Here is a 15,525-nt window from a genome sequence, read left to right on the forward strand (position 1 = left end):
GGGCACGGGACATCCGTCACCCCCACCCCGGGCAATTCCAGACGGACCGTCAGAAACCGAGCGTCAACTGTTCGTCGGCGGATCCCTGACCGGCGCCGATGACGTCCCGACCGCGCTTCAGGTGACGCCACTTGGGCAGTGCGTCCAAGTACGCCCAGGAGAGCCGGTGGTGCTCGGTGGGGCCGAACTCGTCCAGCGCGGAGCGGTGCACCGGGGACGGATAGCCGGCGTTGTCCGCGAAGCCGTATTCCGGGCAGTTCTCGCCGAGTTCGGCCATCAGCCCGTCACGGTGGACCTTGGCGAGCACCGAGGCGGCGGAGACGCAGATGCAGGACTGGTCGCCCTTGATCACCGTGCGCACGCGCCACGGGCCGCCGAGATAGTCGTGCTTGCCGTCCAGGATCACCGCGTCGGGTTCGACCGGCAGCGCCGCCAGCGCGCGGACGGCGGCCAGCCGCAGCGCCGCCGTCATGCCGAGCTCGTCGCACTCCTGCGGCGAGGCGTGACCGAGCGCGTACGCGGTGACCCAGTCGGCGAGCACCGGCGCGAGGGCCTCGCGGCGCAGCTCGGTGAGCAGCTTGGAGTCGGTGAGCCCCTCCGGCGGCTTGCGCAGGCCGGTGACGGCGGCCCCGACGGTGACCGGTCCGGCCCAGGCGCCGCGTCCCACCTCGTCCAGCCCGACCACGACCTTGGCGCCGGCCCGGCGGAGCGAGCGTTCGACGGAGTGCGTCGGCGGGACGATGGGCATCACGGACTCCGTTCGGCAGTGCAGCCCCCTCCGATGGGGCGCTCTCCAGCCTAAGCCCGCCTACGGAGGCCCCCGACCGGCTACGTCCGGCGGACCATCGGGACCAGCACGTCGTCCACCAGCCGGACCGCGAAGTCCGGGGCCAGGACCCGCTCGGAGACCTTCACCTGGAACATCAGCATCGCCGGGACGACGTCGGCGACCAGCGGGGTGACCGCGTCGGGGCGGACGTCGCCCCGCTCGACGCCGCGGCGGAGGATGTCCAGGATGGCGTCCTTGGTCGGCCCGACCACCCGCTGCACGATGAAGTCCTTGAACACCTCGGCCTGTTGCTGGGAGAGCTCGGCCATCAGTGCGTGCAGGGCGGCGCCCGCCCGGGAGCAGATCGCGTCCGTGAACAGCTCGATGAGCTGCAGCAACTCGGCCCGGGTGGACCCGAGGTCGGGGATGCCGTAGGGGCGTGGCAGAGTGGCGTCCAGGGCGTCGAGGACGAGTTCGTCCTTGGACGCCCAGCGCCGGTAGAGCGCGGCCTTCCCGGTCCGCGCCGCGCCGGCGACGCCCTCCATCGTCAGCCGCGCGAATCCGCCGGAGGTGAGCTGGTCGAGCGCGGCCTCGAAGATCGCGTTCTCCAACTCCTTCCCCCGGCGCCGCACCGGCCGGGCCAGCGCCTCGCGGACGGCCTGGACCGGGCAATAGCGCTCAGACCCCTCTCCCGGTGCTCCCGACACCGGCTGCACTCCCGGCACCACCGGTACGCCTGGCGCCACCGGTACGCCCGACACCCCCGGTACGCCTGGCGCCACCGGCACCCCCGGCGCCCCCGGGCGCACGCCGGTCGGCAACGGCACGGCGGAGCCCCCGGACGTCCGGTCCGCCGCCGGGCGCCATGTCAACCGATCCATTGCCACCATCCTTAAGGAACGCTTGCGTTCACTATCGACCCCAAGCTATCGTCCAGATTAGTGAACGGCATCGTTCCTTCCCAGCCTGCGCCGAAGCGCAGCGGCGCGTTCGGGCCGGCGGATCCGCTGCGGCCCCGGACACGCGAAGCACCACCGATGCACCACCGTTGCACCGCCGACGCACCGCAGTTCCCGCGCACCGAGCGCACCACCACACCCGCCGCATCCACCACACCCATCGCACCGACCGCACCGCGCGCACAGCCAGCAGGGGGCACAGTTCGTGGCTATCTCCGACACACTCAGCAAGAACCCACCGCCGAAGACCGGCCAGGGCCGGGGGAAGAACATCACCCTGGCCGTCATCGCGGCCACCCAGCTCATGGTGGTGCTCGACGCGACCATCGTGAACATCGCACTGCCGCACATCAAGGACGCGCTGAACTTCTCGACCACCGACCTGTCCTGGGTCATCAACGCCTACACGCTGACCTTCGGCGGGCTGCTGCTGCTCGGCGGCCGGGCGGGCGACATCCTCGGCCGCCGCCGGGTGTTCATCTTCGGCACCCTGCTGTTCGGCCTGGCCTCGCTGCTGGGCGGCTTCGCCCAGGACAGCACGCTGCTGCTGGCCGCCCGCGCGCTCCAGGGCATCGGTGGCGCGATCTGCTCACCCACCGCCTTCGCCCTGATCGCCACCAACTTCGAGGAGGGGCCGGAACGCAACAAGGCGTTCGGCGTCTTCTCGGCGGTGGCCGGTTCGGGGGCCGCGATCGGCCTGCTGGCCGGCGGCCTGCTGACCGAGTACCTGGACTGGCGCTGGGTGTTCTTCGTCAACGTGCCGATCGCCGTGCTGATCGCGATCGCCGCGCCGCGCTACATCGCCGAGTCCGAGCGCCACCCGGGCCGCTTCGACCTGCCCGGCGCCTTCACCTCGACCCTCGGCCTGGTCGGCCTGGTCTACGGCTTCATCCGGGCGGCCTCGGACGGCTGGTCGGACCCCCTGACGCTCGGCTCCTTCGCGGCCGGTGCGCTCCTGCTGGCCGCCTTCATCGTGATCGAGCGGCGCACCGACCAGCCGATCACCCCGCTGCACCTGTTCGCCGACCGCAACCGCACCGGCGGCCTGGTGATGATGCTCTGCCTGGCCGCGGCCATGTTCGGCATCTTCTTCTACGTCGTCCTGTTCGTGCAGGGCCCGCTCGGGTACAGCCCGCTCAAGGCCGGTGTCTCGTTCCTGCCGATCAGCGTGTCGATCATCATCGCCGCTCAGCTCGCCTCGGCCTTCCAGGCCAAGTACGGCCCGAAGCCGTTCATGGTGGGCGGCGCGCTGCTGGTCACCATCGGCCTCACCTGGCTGACCCAGATCCACAAGGACAGCGGCTACCTGGACGGCGTGCTGGCCCCGACGGTGATCTTCGGCCTCGGCATGGGCCTGATCTTCGTCCCGGTGATGCTGCTCTCGGTCGCGGGCGTCCCCGGCGAGGAGACCGGCGCCGCCTCCGGCCTGCTCAACTCGATGCAGCAGATCGGCGGTTCGCTCGGCCTGTCGATCCTGACCACGGTCTTCGCGCACTACGCCGTGCCCGAGTTCAATGCGCAGCTGCCCGCCTTCATGCACACGGCCTCGCCGGACCAGCTCGCCTACTTCCAGGAGAAGCACGACTTCCCGCCGGGTTCCGACGCCGCCAACTCGGTGCTCGCCCAGGGGATCTCGCACGGCTTCATCGTCGGCGCGGTGCTCGCCGGGGTCGCGCTGCTGGTCGCGATCCTCGTCATCAAGGCGAAGGCGAGCGACCTGCCGAGCGGCGACAGCGCCGGCATCGCGATGCACTGATCCGCACCGGCCCCCGCCCCCGCAGGGGCGGCGGAACCGCAAACGGGCCGGCCGGGAGCAACACGCTCCCGGCCGGCCCTCAGCACTTCCGGTGCCGTACCCGGCCCGACCCCGGTCCCCGCTACCCGACCCCGGTACCCGACCCCGCTACCCGGTCCCCGCTGCCCGACCCCGGTGCCCGCTACCAGCCCCGCTCGGGCTCCAGCCCGGCCCACTCGCAGGGCCCCCGCCCCGACTTCGGCCCCTCCACCAGCGGCCGCTCCGCCAGGACCTGCCGCGCCCCGGCGACCGAGCCGCCGGCGGCGTACCAGGGCCGGGTGTCCTGGTCCAGGTCCCGCCGGATGAGTTGCAGCGCGCAGGACCGCTCCGGCTCGGGCAGCCGGTCCAGGGCGGGCACCGCGTCCGCCGAGAGGTCACGGACGTTGCGCAGGTCGATCTGCTGCGACCGCTCGTACCGGGCCACGTTCTGCTCCGCGACGATCGCGTCCGGCCCCATCAGCCCGTACACCGCGACAGTGAGCATCCCGCTGAGGACGACGGCGCGCGGCAGCCAGCCCCCGCCCCGGCGGGTGAGGCCGGCGGCGAGCAGCAGCAGGAACACGGCGCCCAGCCAGATCTCGACCACCAGCACCCACAGCCGCAGCCTGGTGAGCCCGGAGGCGTCCACGTAGAACCACATCCGGCCGAGCGCCGAGGCGACCACGACCAGCGCGAGCACGCAGAGCAGCCCGAGCAGGATCCTGGCCAGTCGGCGGTCGCTCGGGGTGGTACGCGGCGCCCAGCGCTTGGCAACGGCCACCACGACCAGGGTCAGCACGGTGATCACGCTCAGCTGCCAGAAGCCCTGCCGGGCGTACGCGGAGCGGCTCATCCCGGTGTTGCCCAGCACGGCGTCCGCGCCGCCGAGCACCACGACCGCCTGGATCACCGCGAAGGCACCGAACAGCAGGTCGAGCGCGACCAGCGGCAGAGCCCATTCCAGCCGCCGCCGTTCGCGGCCCGGGCGGACCTCCAGCCGGTCCCAGCGGCGCGGTCCGGCGGCGATGTGCGCGAAGCCGAGGGCGGCGAGCGTGCCGAGCCCGAACAGCGCGCCGCGCCCCGGCAGTTGGTGGACGTCGAAGCTGGGGACCAGGCCGGTCAGCAGGTCCGCCATGGCGGCGTCCGCGCCGGCGAACAGCAGGCCGAAGACGGTCAGCAGGGCGGCGGCGACCGCGAGTGCCTTGAGCACCGGGACGAGCCGTCCGGCCCCCGGCAGCGGCCGGCCCTCCAGGCTGTCCCAGATCCAGCTCACGCCCGGGATCAACTGCCAGACCAGGGCGGGCAGGGCGAGCAGCACCCCCGCCCAGCGGCGCCCGCCGTGCAGGGAGAGCGAGGCCAGCCCCAGCGCGCAGCCGGAGGCGAGCAGGGCGGGCCAGCCCGCGTCCCAGCGGGCCGGGACGGCGAGCAGGGCGAGGGCCAGCAGGCTCCAGACGAGCGTCCAGGGCCGGATCCGGCGGCCGGCCGTACGGGCGACCAGGCCGGCGACGACGGCCGTGGCGGCGCCGCAGATCAGCAGGTTGGCGCCGACTCCGTCGTACAGCAGCCAGGCCGTCAGCAGACCGGCGAGCAGGGCGAGCAGGAGGACCCGGGGGGTGGCGGCCGCGTGCCGTTCGGGGTCGGTGGCGCGCAGCCGGCCGGGCGGCGGGGGCACGGGGGCGCTCGGCGAGCGGTACGGGGCTCCGGGTCGGTACATGTCGAACGGCGAGTCCGGGGCGGCTTGCGCGTCCGGCTCGGCCAACGGGCCGTACTCCGCCGGCGGGCCGTACTCGGCCGACGGGCCGTACTCCGCCGACGGGCCGTACTCCGCCGACGGGCCGTACTCGGCCGACAGGCGGTGGTCGGCCGACGGGCCGCGCTCGGCCCCCGGCTGCGGATCGGACGGGGCAGGCGTGGACGGGCCTGGCATGAGTCACCCTCGGTGGTCGGCGGGCATGCGGAAGCCGTCCTCCGGGCGGTCCGCGGGGCGGGCGCTCTCGACGCCCTGCCGCAGCCGACTGTAGACGATTCTGAACAAGTTCAAAAGTTGGTTCTGAACGCGTTCAGAAGACTTCCGGGCCCGCCGACACCAAGGCGCACCGCCGGAGCCGCCCGCCCTACCCCTTGACCGAGCCCGCCAGCAGTCCGCGGACGAAGTACCGCTGCAGGCCGAAGAAGACGACCAGCGGCACGATGATCGACAGGAACGCCCCCGCCGTGAGCAGCTCCCAGCGCCCGCCCAGCGACCCGGACAGCTGCGCCAGCCGGACCGTCATCGGCGCCACCTCCGGCGTGCCGCCGGCGAAGGTGAGCGCGACCAGCAGGTCGTTCCAGACCCAGAGGAACTGGAAGATCGCGAACGAGGCCAGCGCCGGGGCGCACAGCGGCAGCACGATCGAGCGGAAGATCTTGAAGTGCGAGGCGCCGTCCACCACCGCCGCCTCCATCAGGTCGCGCGGCAGCTGGGCGATGAAGTTGTGCAGCAGGAACACCGCCAGCGGCATCGCGAACATGGTGTGGGCCAGCCAGACGGGCGCGTAGCTGCCCTTGAGGTCCACCGCGGGGATCAGCGTCAGCGTCCCCAGGTGCGCACCGCCGGAGAACAGCCGCAGCAGCGGGATCAGCGCCATCTGGAGCGGCACCACCTGGAGTGCGAACACCGTGAAGAACACCGCGTCGCTCCCCCGGAACCGCACCCACGCCAGCGCGTACGCCGCCATCGCCGCGAGCACCAGCGGGAAGAAGGTGGCCGGGATGCTGATCGCCAGCGAGTTCACCAGGAAGGGCATCAGTCCGGTGGAGCCGCCGGAGCCGCCCTCGAACAGCACCGCGTGGTAGTTGCCGAGGCCGAAGTCCGGGTGGAGCAGGGCGTTCCACCAGCCGTCCTTCGTCACGTCCTGCTTGGGGCGCAGCGAGGTCACCAGCAGGCCGAGGGTCGGAACCGTCCAGAGCACCGTCACGGCGATCACGAACAGCGAGGCCAGGGGGCTGCTGAAAGCCTTCCGCACCGGGCTCCCCCCGGCCGGACGGCGGCTGACGGCTTTCGCCTCAGGAGTGCTCACCGCACCTCACGCTCCCTCCGCAGCTGGACGATGTTGTAGGCCACCAGCGGCAGCACCGCGAGGAACAGCAGGACCGCGAGGGCGCCGCCCCGCCCGTCGTTGAACTGCACGAAGGACTGCGAGTACATCTCGTTGGCCAGCACCTGGGTGCCGAAGTTGCCGCCGGTCATGGTGCGGACGATGTCGAAGGCCTTCAAGGTGATGATCATGACGGTGGTCAGGACGACCATCACCGTGGTGCGGATCATCGGCACGGTGACGTGCCAGAACAGCCGCGCCCCGGTCGCACCGTCGAGCCGGGCCGCCTCCACCACCTCGTCCGGGATCGCCTTGATCGCCGCCGAGAGCACCACCATCGCGAAGCCGGTCTGCACCCAGACCATCACCGCCATCAGCAGGAAGGTGTTCAGCGGCTGACTGAGCAGCCAGTTGGGCGGGTCCGACCAGCCCACCGCGTGGGCGAGCTGGCTGAGCAGACCGATCTGCGGCTGGTCCTTGCCGCGCGCCTCGTAGTCGAACTTGAAGATGATCGAGGCACCCACCAGCGAGATCGCCATCGGCATGAAGATCAGCGACTTGTAGACCGACTGGCCGCGCATCCGGTCCACCAGCAGCGCCAGCACCAGGCCGAGACCGGTCGCCACCAGGGGCGCGACCACCAGCCACAGCAGGGTGTTGAGCAGCACCTTCCGCACCGAGTCGGTGGTGAACGCCCAGCCGAAGTTCTCGCCGCCGACGAAGGTGCTGCCGTCCGCGCTGTGCAGGCTCAGATAGACCGTACGGATCAGCGGCGCCACCAGGCCGACCGCCAGCAACAGCACCGCTGGGCCCAGGAAGACCAGGACGGCCAGCGGGCGGGCCAGCCGGCCCCGGGCGCGTCCGGCCACCAGGAAGACCACCAGCAGGACGCCGAGGAAGCCCGCGATCGCGCCGAAGCTGTTGCCGAACTTGATCGCCGCGTCGCCCCAGGCGCCGACGGCCAGGGAGCCGGCGGCCGGCGGGGAGCCGGTTACGGGCATGGCTGCACGTCCCTTCGGTTCGTCCAGCAGGAAGGGGAAGCGGGGTCAGGGAGCAGATCAGGGAGCAGGTGACGGGGAGGAGGAGCGGGCGGTGCGGGTGGGTGGCCCCGCACCGCCTTCGGCGGGTGGTCCCGGACGTCCGGCCGGGCGGACCGCTTCGGCGGCTGCCTCGACAGCTGCCCCCAACGGTTGCCTCGGTGGGCTACTTCGGCCAGGCGGCGTCGATGTCGGCGGCGACCTTCTGGATCGACTGCCCCTCGGCGAACCAGGCGGTCAGCGACTTCCACTCCTGCCCGGAGCCGACGGCCGCCGGCATCATGTCGGAGGCGTCGAAGCGGAAGGTGGCGCTCGGGTCGGTCAGCGCCTCCGCGGAGAGCTTGTCGATCGGATCCGTGTACAGGGACTTGTCCACGCCCTGGTTGGCCGAGACCCAGCCGGTCGCGGTCCTCACCCGGCTGCTCGCCCAGTCCGAACTGGACAGGTAGTTCTGCACCGCCTGCGCCTCGGGCTTGCTGGAGAAGGCGGCCAGGAACTCGCCACCGCCCTCGACCGGGTTGGCGATCGCCGGGTTGACGGCGGGCAGGTGGAAGGCGAAGACGTCGCCGTCCGGGGCGACCTTGGTGCCCTTGGGCCACTGCGCCTCGTAGAAGGAGGCCTGCTGGAGCATCGCGCACTTGCCGGTGAGGATCGGCGCGCCCGCGTCCTGGAAGGTGGTGGTGGCGATCGACTTGACGTCGCCGTAACCGCCGTTGACCCAGGCCGGGTTCAGCATCCAGTCGGCGACCGTCCGCATCGCCGTGGCGATCTTCTGGTCGGAGAACTTCACCTGGTGGCCGACCCACTGGTCGTACACCTCACCGCCGTACGTGCCCAGCACCACCTCCTCCAGCCAGTCGGTGGCCGGCCAGCCGGTGGCCGTGCCGGAGGCGATGCCCCCGCACCAGGGCTTGGGGCCGCCCGCCTTGGCGATCCGGTCGCTGAGCGCCATGAGGTCCGCCCAGGTCTTCGGCACCTCGTAGCCGGCCGCCTTGAAGGCCTTCGGCGAGTACCAGACCAGGGACTTCATGTTGGCGCTCATCGGCGCCGCGTAGAAGGTGCCGTCGACCGAACCGTAGGTCTTCCAGACCGGACTCCACTTGTCCTGGTTGGCGACGGTCTGGGCGGGCGGCTTGACCACCTTGCCGCTCTTCACCATCTGCGCCAGCAGGCCCGGCTGGGGGATGATCGCGAAGTCCGGGGCGTTGCCGCCGGCCACCCGGACCGGCAGCTGGGACTCGAAGTCGTTGGACCCCTCGTAGCTGATCTTGATCCCGGTGCACGAGCTGAACTCGGCCCAGGACTTCTCCAGGTTGTCCGACTCCGGGCTGAGGATCGAGGCGAACATCGTCACCGTGGTGCCCGAATGCCCCGCGTACGGCTGGTACTTGGCGCAGTCGCCGGTCAGCGTCCGGGCCGCCCCGTCGCCGCCGCCCGAACCGCCGGAGCTGTTCGAGCAGGCCGCGGTCAGGGCCAGCGCCGCCAGCAGGGCGGGTACGGCCACCGTTCGACGGCGTGAACTCGCGGACGGCGCGTTCGGGTTGAGGGTCAATGCGGTCCTCCTCGCCAGGGCGTGCTGCCTCGGGTGGGCTGCCTCGGGTGGACTGAACGACATTGCGCTGTACCGGAGATGGGCGTGCAGGGATCGCTGGGCGAGCGGACGAACGAACGGACGAACGGACGAGCGAACGGACGGACGGCCGAACCGGTCCGACGACGTTAACGCAGCCTTCCGCCGCCGCCAAGGTCCATGGTCGACCTTCCCCCACACCGGTGCCCCGATCATCACGTCCGAAACCGGCGACCGCCCTCCGGGGCCCGCGGGCATGCCCCGTGAACGCCCGCGGCCCCGCCCGGAATCCGGACGGGGCCGCGTATCTGACGAACCGTCAGCCGATGCCGGTCGGGCCGGTCACCAGAGCCGGACGGGCAGCTCCAGCAGGCTGTTCACCACCAACGACGGGCTCGGCCGCAGCTCGCCGTCGGGCACGGTCAGTGACAGCCCGGGGAAGCGCTCGAACAGCGCCGGCAGCGCGACCGCCGCCTCCAGCCGGGCCAGCGGCGAGCCGGGGCAGACGTGCGGACCGTGGCCGAAGGACAGGTGTCGGGTCGGGTCCCGGGTGATGTCGAACAGCTCCGCCGTCACCCCGTGCTGCAGCGGGTCCCGGCCGATGGCGTTGTACGAGACCAGCACCGGGTCGCCCGCCGGGATCACCAGCTCGCCGACCTCGATCGGCTCGGCGGCGAAGCGGAACAGGAAGTTGCTGGTCGGCGGGGTCCAGCGGAGCGACTCCTCGACCACCGCGTCCCAGGAGACCTCGCCCGCGCGCACCAGCGCCAGCTGGTCCGGGTGCGCCAGCAGCGCCCGCACCGCGTTGCCGATCAGGTTGACGGTGGTCTCGTGGCCGGCCGCGATGATCACCCGCAGGGTGGCCGCCGCCTCCGCGTCGGTGAGCGCCCCGCCCTCGGTGTCCGCCGCCAGCAGCGCGCTCGCCAGGTCCTCGCCCGGCGCCGAACGGCGCTGCGCCACCAGGCCGTTGACGAAGGCGTTCAGCCCGGCGACGGTCGCCTGGATGCCCTCCGGGTCAGGCTTGACCCCGAAGAACCGCTCGTACAGGTCGCGCAGCAGGCCGTGCTCCGACTCCGGGACGCCCAGCAGCGAGCAGATCACCGTCATCGGCAGCGGGAAGGCGAAGGCCGACTTGAGGTCGACCAGCGGCTCCCCGGCCGCCAGGGCGTCAAGCAACGCGTTGGTGATCTCCTCCACCCGCGGGCGCATCAGCTCGACCCGGCGCGGGGTGAAGGCCTGGGCGACCAGCGCCCGCAGCCGGCGGTGCTCGGCACCGTCCGTGGTCACCATGCTCGGGCCCGGCACCGCCAGGCCGATCAGCGGCCAGGTCTTCGGCACCTCACCGCGCTGGTAGGCCGCCCAGTGCCGGGCGTCCTTGACCAACCGGGCGTCGGTCAGCAGGTCGCGCGCGGCCGCGTGCCGGGTCACCGCCCAGGCGGCGACCCCGCCGGGCAGCACGACCGGCACCGCCGGACCGGCGGCCCGCAGCAGGGCACCCTCGGCGGCGTTGTCGCGGGCCAACGGGTCGAGGGCGATCGGGGCCGGGGCCGGGGCAGCGGTCATCGGCGGCAACTCTCCTTGGCGTAAGGGGTCTTCGAACGGTTGTGCACGTCCTGTGGATCCTGACCGGCCCGACCAAGATCCGCAAGACCTCCCCAGGGCGTGGGCTAGTACCCCGGGCTGAACGAGACCGGCAGCGCGACCAGTCCGCGCACCCAGGCCGAGGGCCGCCACACCAGCGCGTGCTCGGCCACCGCCAGCCGCAGGTCCGGCAGCCGGTCCAGCAGCACCTCGATCGCGGTGGTGGCGATCACCTCGGCCGCCTCCTGGGCCGGGAACGGGCAGCCGTGCTCGCCGTACGAGTAGCTCATGTGCGCCCGGTTCCCCTCGGCCGGACGGCCGTCGGCCTGGCGCACCGACGGGTCCGCGTTGGCCCCGGCGAAACCCAGCAGCAGCATGTCGCCCTCGGCGATCCGCTGGCCGCCGAGCTGGGTGTCCCGCACCGCCCAGCGCCCGGCGAAGATCTGGACCGGTGTGTCCTCCCAGAGCGCCTCGTTGAGCGCCTGGCTGATGCTGCGCCGCCCACCCGCCAGCGACGCGGAGAACCGCTCGTCGGTGAGCATCAGCCGCAGCGCGTTGGAGATCCAGTACGAGCTCGGCTGGTGGCCGGAGATCAGCAGCACCCGCAGGTCCCGCATCACCTCGTCGTGGGTCAGCCCCGCCGGGTGCTCCAGCATCCGCGAGGCCACGTCGGCCCCCGGGCGCTCGGACTTCTCCTCCACCAGCGCGAGCATCAGCTCCAGCAGGCGCTGGGCGCCGGCCGGGGCGTCCGCACCGCCGTCCAGCATGGCCAGCAGCGCCGCGATGAGCTGCGGCGCCTGCTCCTCGTCCAGGCCCAGCACCCGGCACAGCACCAGCAGCGGCATCCGGTGCGCGTACTCGGCGACCAGGTCGGCCTCGCCGCGCCCGGCGAACTCGTCGATCAGCCCGTCGGCGATCTCCTCGGCGTGCTTGCGCAGCTCGTACGGGTCGATCCCGGCCAGTGCGTCGGTGACCGCCCGGGACCGCCGGACGTGCTCCTCGCCCTCCGCGTACAGGATCGACGGCACGGGGGCCATCATCGGCTTCAACGGCCAGTCCGCGGGCAGCGTCTGCCACGCGTGCCAGCGGCTGGAGTCCCGGCCGAACAGCTGCGGCTGGCCGGTGACCTGCTGGAGCTCCCGGTAGCCGATGACCAGCCAGGCGGGCACGCCGCCGGCCAGCTCGACCGGGGCGACCGGGCCGTGGGCGGCGCGCAGCTCCCGGTAGAGCTGGGCCGGGTCGGTCTGGAAGCGCGGCCCGTACAGCGGCGTGGCGCCGGTGTGCGCCGGGCAGCCCGGGGGCGGGGTGACGGCGGGCTCGGTCACGGGGTGCTCTCCTCGTAGATCGCGTCGGGTTCGCCGGGTTCGCCGGGTTCGGCCAGCGCCGCCGCGTCGGCCCCGGCGAGGGCGGCCAGGTGGTGGACCAGCGCGATCAGCACCCGCTTGCCGGACTCCCGGTCACGGGCGTCGCAGTCCACCAGCGGGACCTCCGGCGGCAGGTCCAGCGCCTCCCGGACCTGCTCCAGGGTGTGGCCGGGCTCGCCGAAGTTGTTACGGGCCACGACGAACGGCGTGCCGTGGTGCTCCAGCCGGTCGATCGCGTACCAGGAGTCCTCCAGCCGCCGGGTGTCCACCAGCACGACCGCCCCCAGCGCACCGCTGAACAGCCGGTCCCAGAGGAACCAGAAGCGCTCCTGCCCGGGCGCGCCGAACAGGTACAGCACCTGGCGCTCCGACAGGGTGATCCGGCCGAAGTCGAAGGCGACGGTGGTGGAGCGCTTGCCCCAGCTGCCGGCCGGGTCGATGCCCTCCCCCGCCCGGGTCATCACCTCCTCGGTGTTCAGCGGGCGGATCTCGCTGACCGAGCCGACCAGGGTGGTCTTGCCCACCCCGAACCCGCCGACCACCACGATCTTCAGCGCGTTGTCGGCGGTGGCCCGCAGCGGGGTGCGCGCCGCGGGCCGGAGGTCCTGGAGGTCAGAGCCGTTGGAGGCCATGCAGCACCTGCTTCAACGTGTCGAGATCGGGCAGCCGGGCCTTGTTCGGCGCGAACCGGGGGTGCCGGGCGGTGACCGCCCCGGCCTCCAGCAGGTCGCCGAGCAGGATCTTCACCACCGAGACCGGCAGCGACAGTTCCGCCGCCACCTCCACCACGGCCGTCGGGGCCTCGCACATCCGCAGGATCCGGACGTGCTCCGACTGCATCCCCGGCGCCGGCTGTCGCTCCGCGACGATCAGGGTGACCAGGTCGAAGGCGACCGAAGGGGCGCGGCTGCGGCCCCCGGTGATGGTGTAGAGGCGGTCCGGGTCGTCGTCCCGGCCCGGCAGCACCGGCCCGGCGTTCATATCCCGACGCTCTCGCCCGCGGCGGCCGCGCCGGATTCCGCGGCCGCCTCCCGGGCGGGCGCGCTGAGGTGGACGCCGATCTGCTCGATCAGGCCGTGCATGTTGTGGCCGACCACGCCCACGTCCGCCTCGTCGTCCGTGACCACCGCGAGGTGCGCGCCCTCACCGGCCGCCACGATGCACAGGATGCCGCCGTGGAACTCAGTCATCGACTGCCGGACGCCGCCGCTTCCGTCCCCGAACTCGATCGAGGCGCCGTGCGCCAGGCTCTGCAGCCCGGAGGCGATCGCCGCCAGCTGGTCGGCCTGGTCGGCGCTCAGCCCGGCGGTGTGGCAGAGCTTGAGGCCGTCGGCGGACAGCACCAGGGCGTGCCGGGAGCCGGGGGTTGCCGCCAGCAGGTTTTCCAACAGCCAGTCGAGGTCGCGGTCGGTGGCGCTGCTCATCGGGAGTCCTTCTCGGTGACGGGGGAAGCGTCGGGCGTGGTCTCGGAGTCCGCGGTCGGCGCCGTCCCGGGGGCGGGCAGCGCCGGCTGGGCGGCCCGGCGGAAGGCCCCGAACCGGGCGGCGGCGCGCACCGCGTCGGTCCGTACGGGCTTCGCGGCCGGGGCCGCCGCCGGGGTGGTGGTGGCCAGCGTCTGCCCGCGGCGGCGCTGCGGCAGGCCGCTGTCGGTCATCCGGGTCGGTCCGGACGGGGTCTGGGCAGGCGCGGCGGGCGCCGGGACCGCCGTGGCGGTCGGTACCGCGGCCGGTGCCGTAGTCGGTACCGCGGCCGGTACCGCGGTCGGGGCGGCGCTCGGCGCGGCGGGCACGGGCGGCAGCGAGGCGGGCGCCGGGCGGGCGGGGGTGAGCGCGGGGCGCACGGACTCCACGGCCGGCCCGGAAGCCGTCACCGGCGCGGCCGCCGGGGCGGGCGCCGGAGCCGGGTGGGTGACCACCTGCTGCGGGATCAGCATCACCACCCCGGTGCCGCCGCGGGCCGACGGCCGGAAGGAGATCTGCAGCCCGTGCTTGCGGGCCAGCACGCCGACCACCGCGAGGCCCAGCCGGGTGCCGGCGGACAGCGTGGCGAGGTCCAGCGGCTCGGCGGAGACGGCGCGTTCGGCCCGGCGCAGCCAACTGTCGCTCAGGCCCAGCCCGCTGTCCTCGACGGTCACCGCCAGACCGGCCGGCACCTCCTCGACGTAGACGTGCACCTCGGCCGGCGGGGCGGAGAAGTTGGTGGCGTTGTCCAGCAGTTCGGCCAGCGCGTGCATCACGCCCTCGGCCGCGAAGCCGGCCACCGCGGCTGTGCTGGCGTTGTGCAGCCGCACCCGCTGGTAGGCGCCGATCCGGCCGAGCGCACCGCGCAGCACCGACTCCACCGCGATCGGCTTGGCCCAACGGCGGCCGGAGCGGGCACCGGTGAGCACCGCGATGCTGTCCGCCATCCGGCCCGCCTGGGCGGTCGAGTGGTCCAGCCGCAGCAGGTCGCCCAGGACCTCCTCGTCGTGCCGGTGCTGCATCTCGCGCAGTTCGGCGTGCATGCTCGTGGCCAGCGCCTGGACCCGGCCGGCGGCGGTCGCGCAGACCGCGAGCGCGGCGGCCCGCAGCCGCTCGCCGCGGCCGACCTCCTCGCCGACCGCCCGCAGCAGCGCGTACTGGGGGTGCCGGCGGTGGGCGGCCAGCGCACTGTCCACGGACGCGCCCCCGCGCAGCTTCTTCACCAGCTCGGGCAGCACGCCCTCGGGGATCCGCTCCAGTTCGGCCCGCTCGGCGGCGGCCCGCTCCCGCTCCGCGTCGGCCGCGGCCCGCTCGGCCGCCAGCTCGGCCCCCAGTCGGGCCGACTCGGCCTGCGCGGCGGTGAGGTCCGCCTCGACCCGGGCGTGCTCGGCCCGGGCGGCGTCCCGTTCGGCGAACGCGGCGGCGGCCCGGTCCTGGGCGGCCGTCTCGGCCTGCCGGGCGGTGCCGGCGGCGACCAGCGCGGCCCGGGTCTCCTGGTGCTGGGCGGCCAGGTCCCCGGTCAGCCGGCGGGCGCGCTCGGCGCCGCTCGCGGCCAGGCCGACCACGATCAGCCAGAGCACCGCCACGGCGGCCACCGCGAGCGCGGTGAGCGGTTGGTGCGCGCCCAGGGCCCGGCCGATGCCGACCGGCGCGGCGACCAGCGCCAGCAGCACGGCGGCCGCGGTCAGGGCGACGGTGCGCGGCGCGGAGCGGCGGCGCGGCCGACCGTCGGGGCTGGTGGCTTCTCTCATCGGGGCGGTCCTCGGCAACGTCGGCGGGCGGCGGCGCGGGCGGCGGGTCGGCGACGGTCGCGGCCGCCGACAGCTGGTCGGGCGCATACCAGACCGCCCGGTGGCGTCGCGAAACGTCTCCGGGCGGCTGATCGGTTCACGCTTTCGGCCGATCATATCGATTCAGACATTGCCCTCAACCCG

General features: G+C 73.3%; 13 protein-coding genes. 1 reads left to right on the forward strand and 12 read right to left on the reverse strand.

Going from position 1 to position 15,525, the window contains the following annotated elements; all coding sequences use genetic code 11:
• Positions 1–49: 49 nt before the first annotated feature.
• Positions 50–748, reverse strand: coding sequence for a ribonuclease HII (locus ACIQWA_RS35210; RefSeq protein ID WP_360237537.1), 699 nt, complete (start codon positions 746–748; stop codon positions 50–52).
• Between the two features lie 80 nt (positions 749–828).
• Positions 829–1,476: a TetR/AcrR family transcriptional regulator gene (locus ACIQWA_RS35215; protein WP_402489684.1), complete on the reverse strand. Its 648-nt coding sequence runs from the start codon at positions 1,474–1,476 to the stop codon at positions 829–831.
• A gap of 556 nt (positions 1,477–2,032) precedes the next feature.
• Between ACIQWA_RS35215 and ACIQWA_RS35220 the strand changes: the two genes are divergently transcribed.
• Complete coding sequence (locus tag ACIQWA_RS35220) at positions 2,033–3,484, forward strand: MFS transporter (RefSeq protein ID WP_402489766.1); 1,452 nt, start codon at positions 2,033–2,035, stop codon at positions 3,482–3,484.
• 181 nt (positions 3,485–3,665) lie between these two features.
• Here the strand turns inward: ACIQWA_RS35220 and ACIQWA_RS35225 are convergent, their stop codons facing one another.
• From ACIQWA_RS35225 to ACIQWA_RS35270, 10 genes are all read right to left on the reverse strand, one after another.
• A complete protein-coding gene (locus ACIQWA_RS35225; RefSeq protein WP_402489687.1) occupies positions 3,666–5,429 on the reverse strand; it encodes a DUF4153 domain-containing protein in 1,764 nt (587 codons plus the stop codon).
• A 187-nt stretch (positions 5,430–5,616) separates the two neighbouring features.
• The gene (locus ACIQWA_RS35230) at positions 5,617–6,507 is read right to left on the reverse strand and encodes a carbohydrate ABC transporter permease (RefSeq protein ID WP_402489690.1); all 891 of its coding nucleotides are present in this window, start codon (positions 6,505–6,507) and stop codon (positions 5,617–5,619) included.
• 50 nt (positions 6,508–6,557) lie between these two features.
• On the reverse strand, positions 6,558–7,580 hold the full coding sequence (locus tag ACIQWA_RS35235) for a carbohydrate ABC transporter permease (RefSeq protein ID WP_402489693.1): 1,023 nt from the start codon (positions 7,578–7,580) through the stop codon (positions 6,558–6,560).
• 202 nt (positions 7,581–7,782) lie between these two features.
• Positions 7,783–9,168 carry an ABC transporter substrate-binding protein gene (locus ACIQWA_RS35240; protein WP_360237527.1) on the reverse strand — a complete coding sequence of 462 codons (1,386 nt, stop codon included), beginning with the start codon at positions 9,166–9,168 and terminating at the stop codon, positions 7,783–7,785.
• A gap of 360 nt (positions 9,169–9,528) precedes the next feature.
• The gene (locus tag ACIQWA_RS35245; RefSeq protein WP_402489695.1) at positions 9,529–10,749 is read right to left on the reverse strand and encodes a cytochrome P450; all 1,221 of its coding nucleotides are present in this window, start codon (positions 10,747–10,749) and stop codon (positions 9,529–9,531) included.
• Positions 10,750–10,853: 104 nt separating this feature from the next.
• A complete protein-coding gene (locus ACIQWA_RS35250) occupies positions 10,854–12,092 on the reverse strand; it encodes a cytochrome P450 (protein WP_360237523.1) in 1,239 nt (412 codons plus the stop codon).
• Complete coding sequence (locus tag ACIQWA_RS35255; RefSeq protein WP_402489698.1) at positions 12,089–12,763, reverse strand: GTP-binding protein; 675 nt, start codon at positions 12,761–12,763, stop codon at positions 12,089–12,091. Before ACIQWA_RS35255 ends, ACIQWA_RS35250 begins: the two co-directional genes overlap by 4 nt.
• Complete coding sequence (locus ACIQWA_RS35260; RefSeq protein ID WP_360237519.1) at positions 12,744–13,112, reverse strand: DUF742 domain-containing protein; 369 nt, start codon at positions 13,110–13,112, stop codon at positions 12,744–12,746. Before ACIQWA_RS35260 ends, ACIQWA_RS35255 begins: the two co-directional genes overlap by 20 nt.
• On the reverse strand, positions 13,109–13,555 hold the full coding sequence (locus ACIQWA_RS35265) for a roadblock/LC7 domain-containing protein (protein ID WP_402489701.1): 447 nt from the start codon (positions 13,553–13,555) through the stop codon (positions 13,109–13,111). The genes ACIQWA_RS35260 and ACIQWA_RS35265 overlap by 4 nt, the downstream gene beginning before the upstream one ends.
• On the reverse strand, positions 13,552–15,342 hold the full coding sequence (locus ACIQWA_RS35270; protein WP_402489703.1) for a sensor histidine kinase: 1,791 nt from the start codon (positions 15,340–15,342) through the stop codon (positions 13,552–13,554). Before ACIQWA_RS35270 ends, ACIQWA_RS35265 begins: the two co-directional genes overlap by 4 nt.
• Between the last annotated feature and the right edge of the window lie 183 nt (positions 15,343–15,525).

Source organism: Kitasatospora sp. NPDC098652, assembly GCF_044760155.1.
Classification (GTDB): Bacteria; Actinomycetota; Actinomycetes; order Streptomycetales; family Streptomycetaceae; genus Kitasatospora.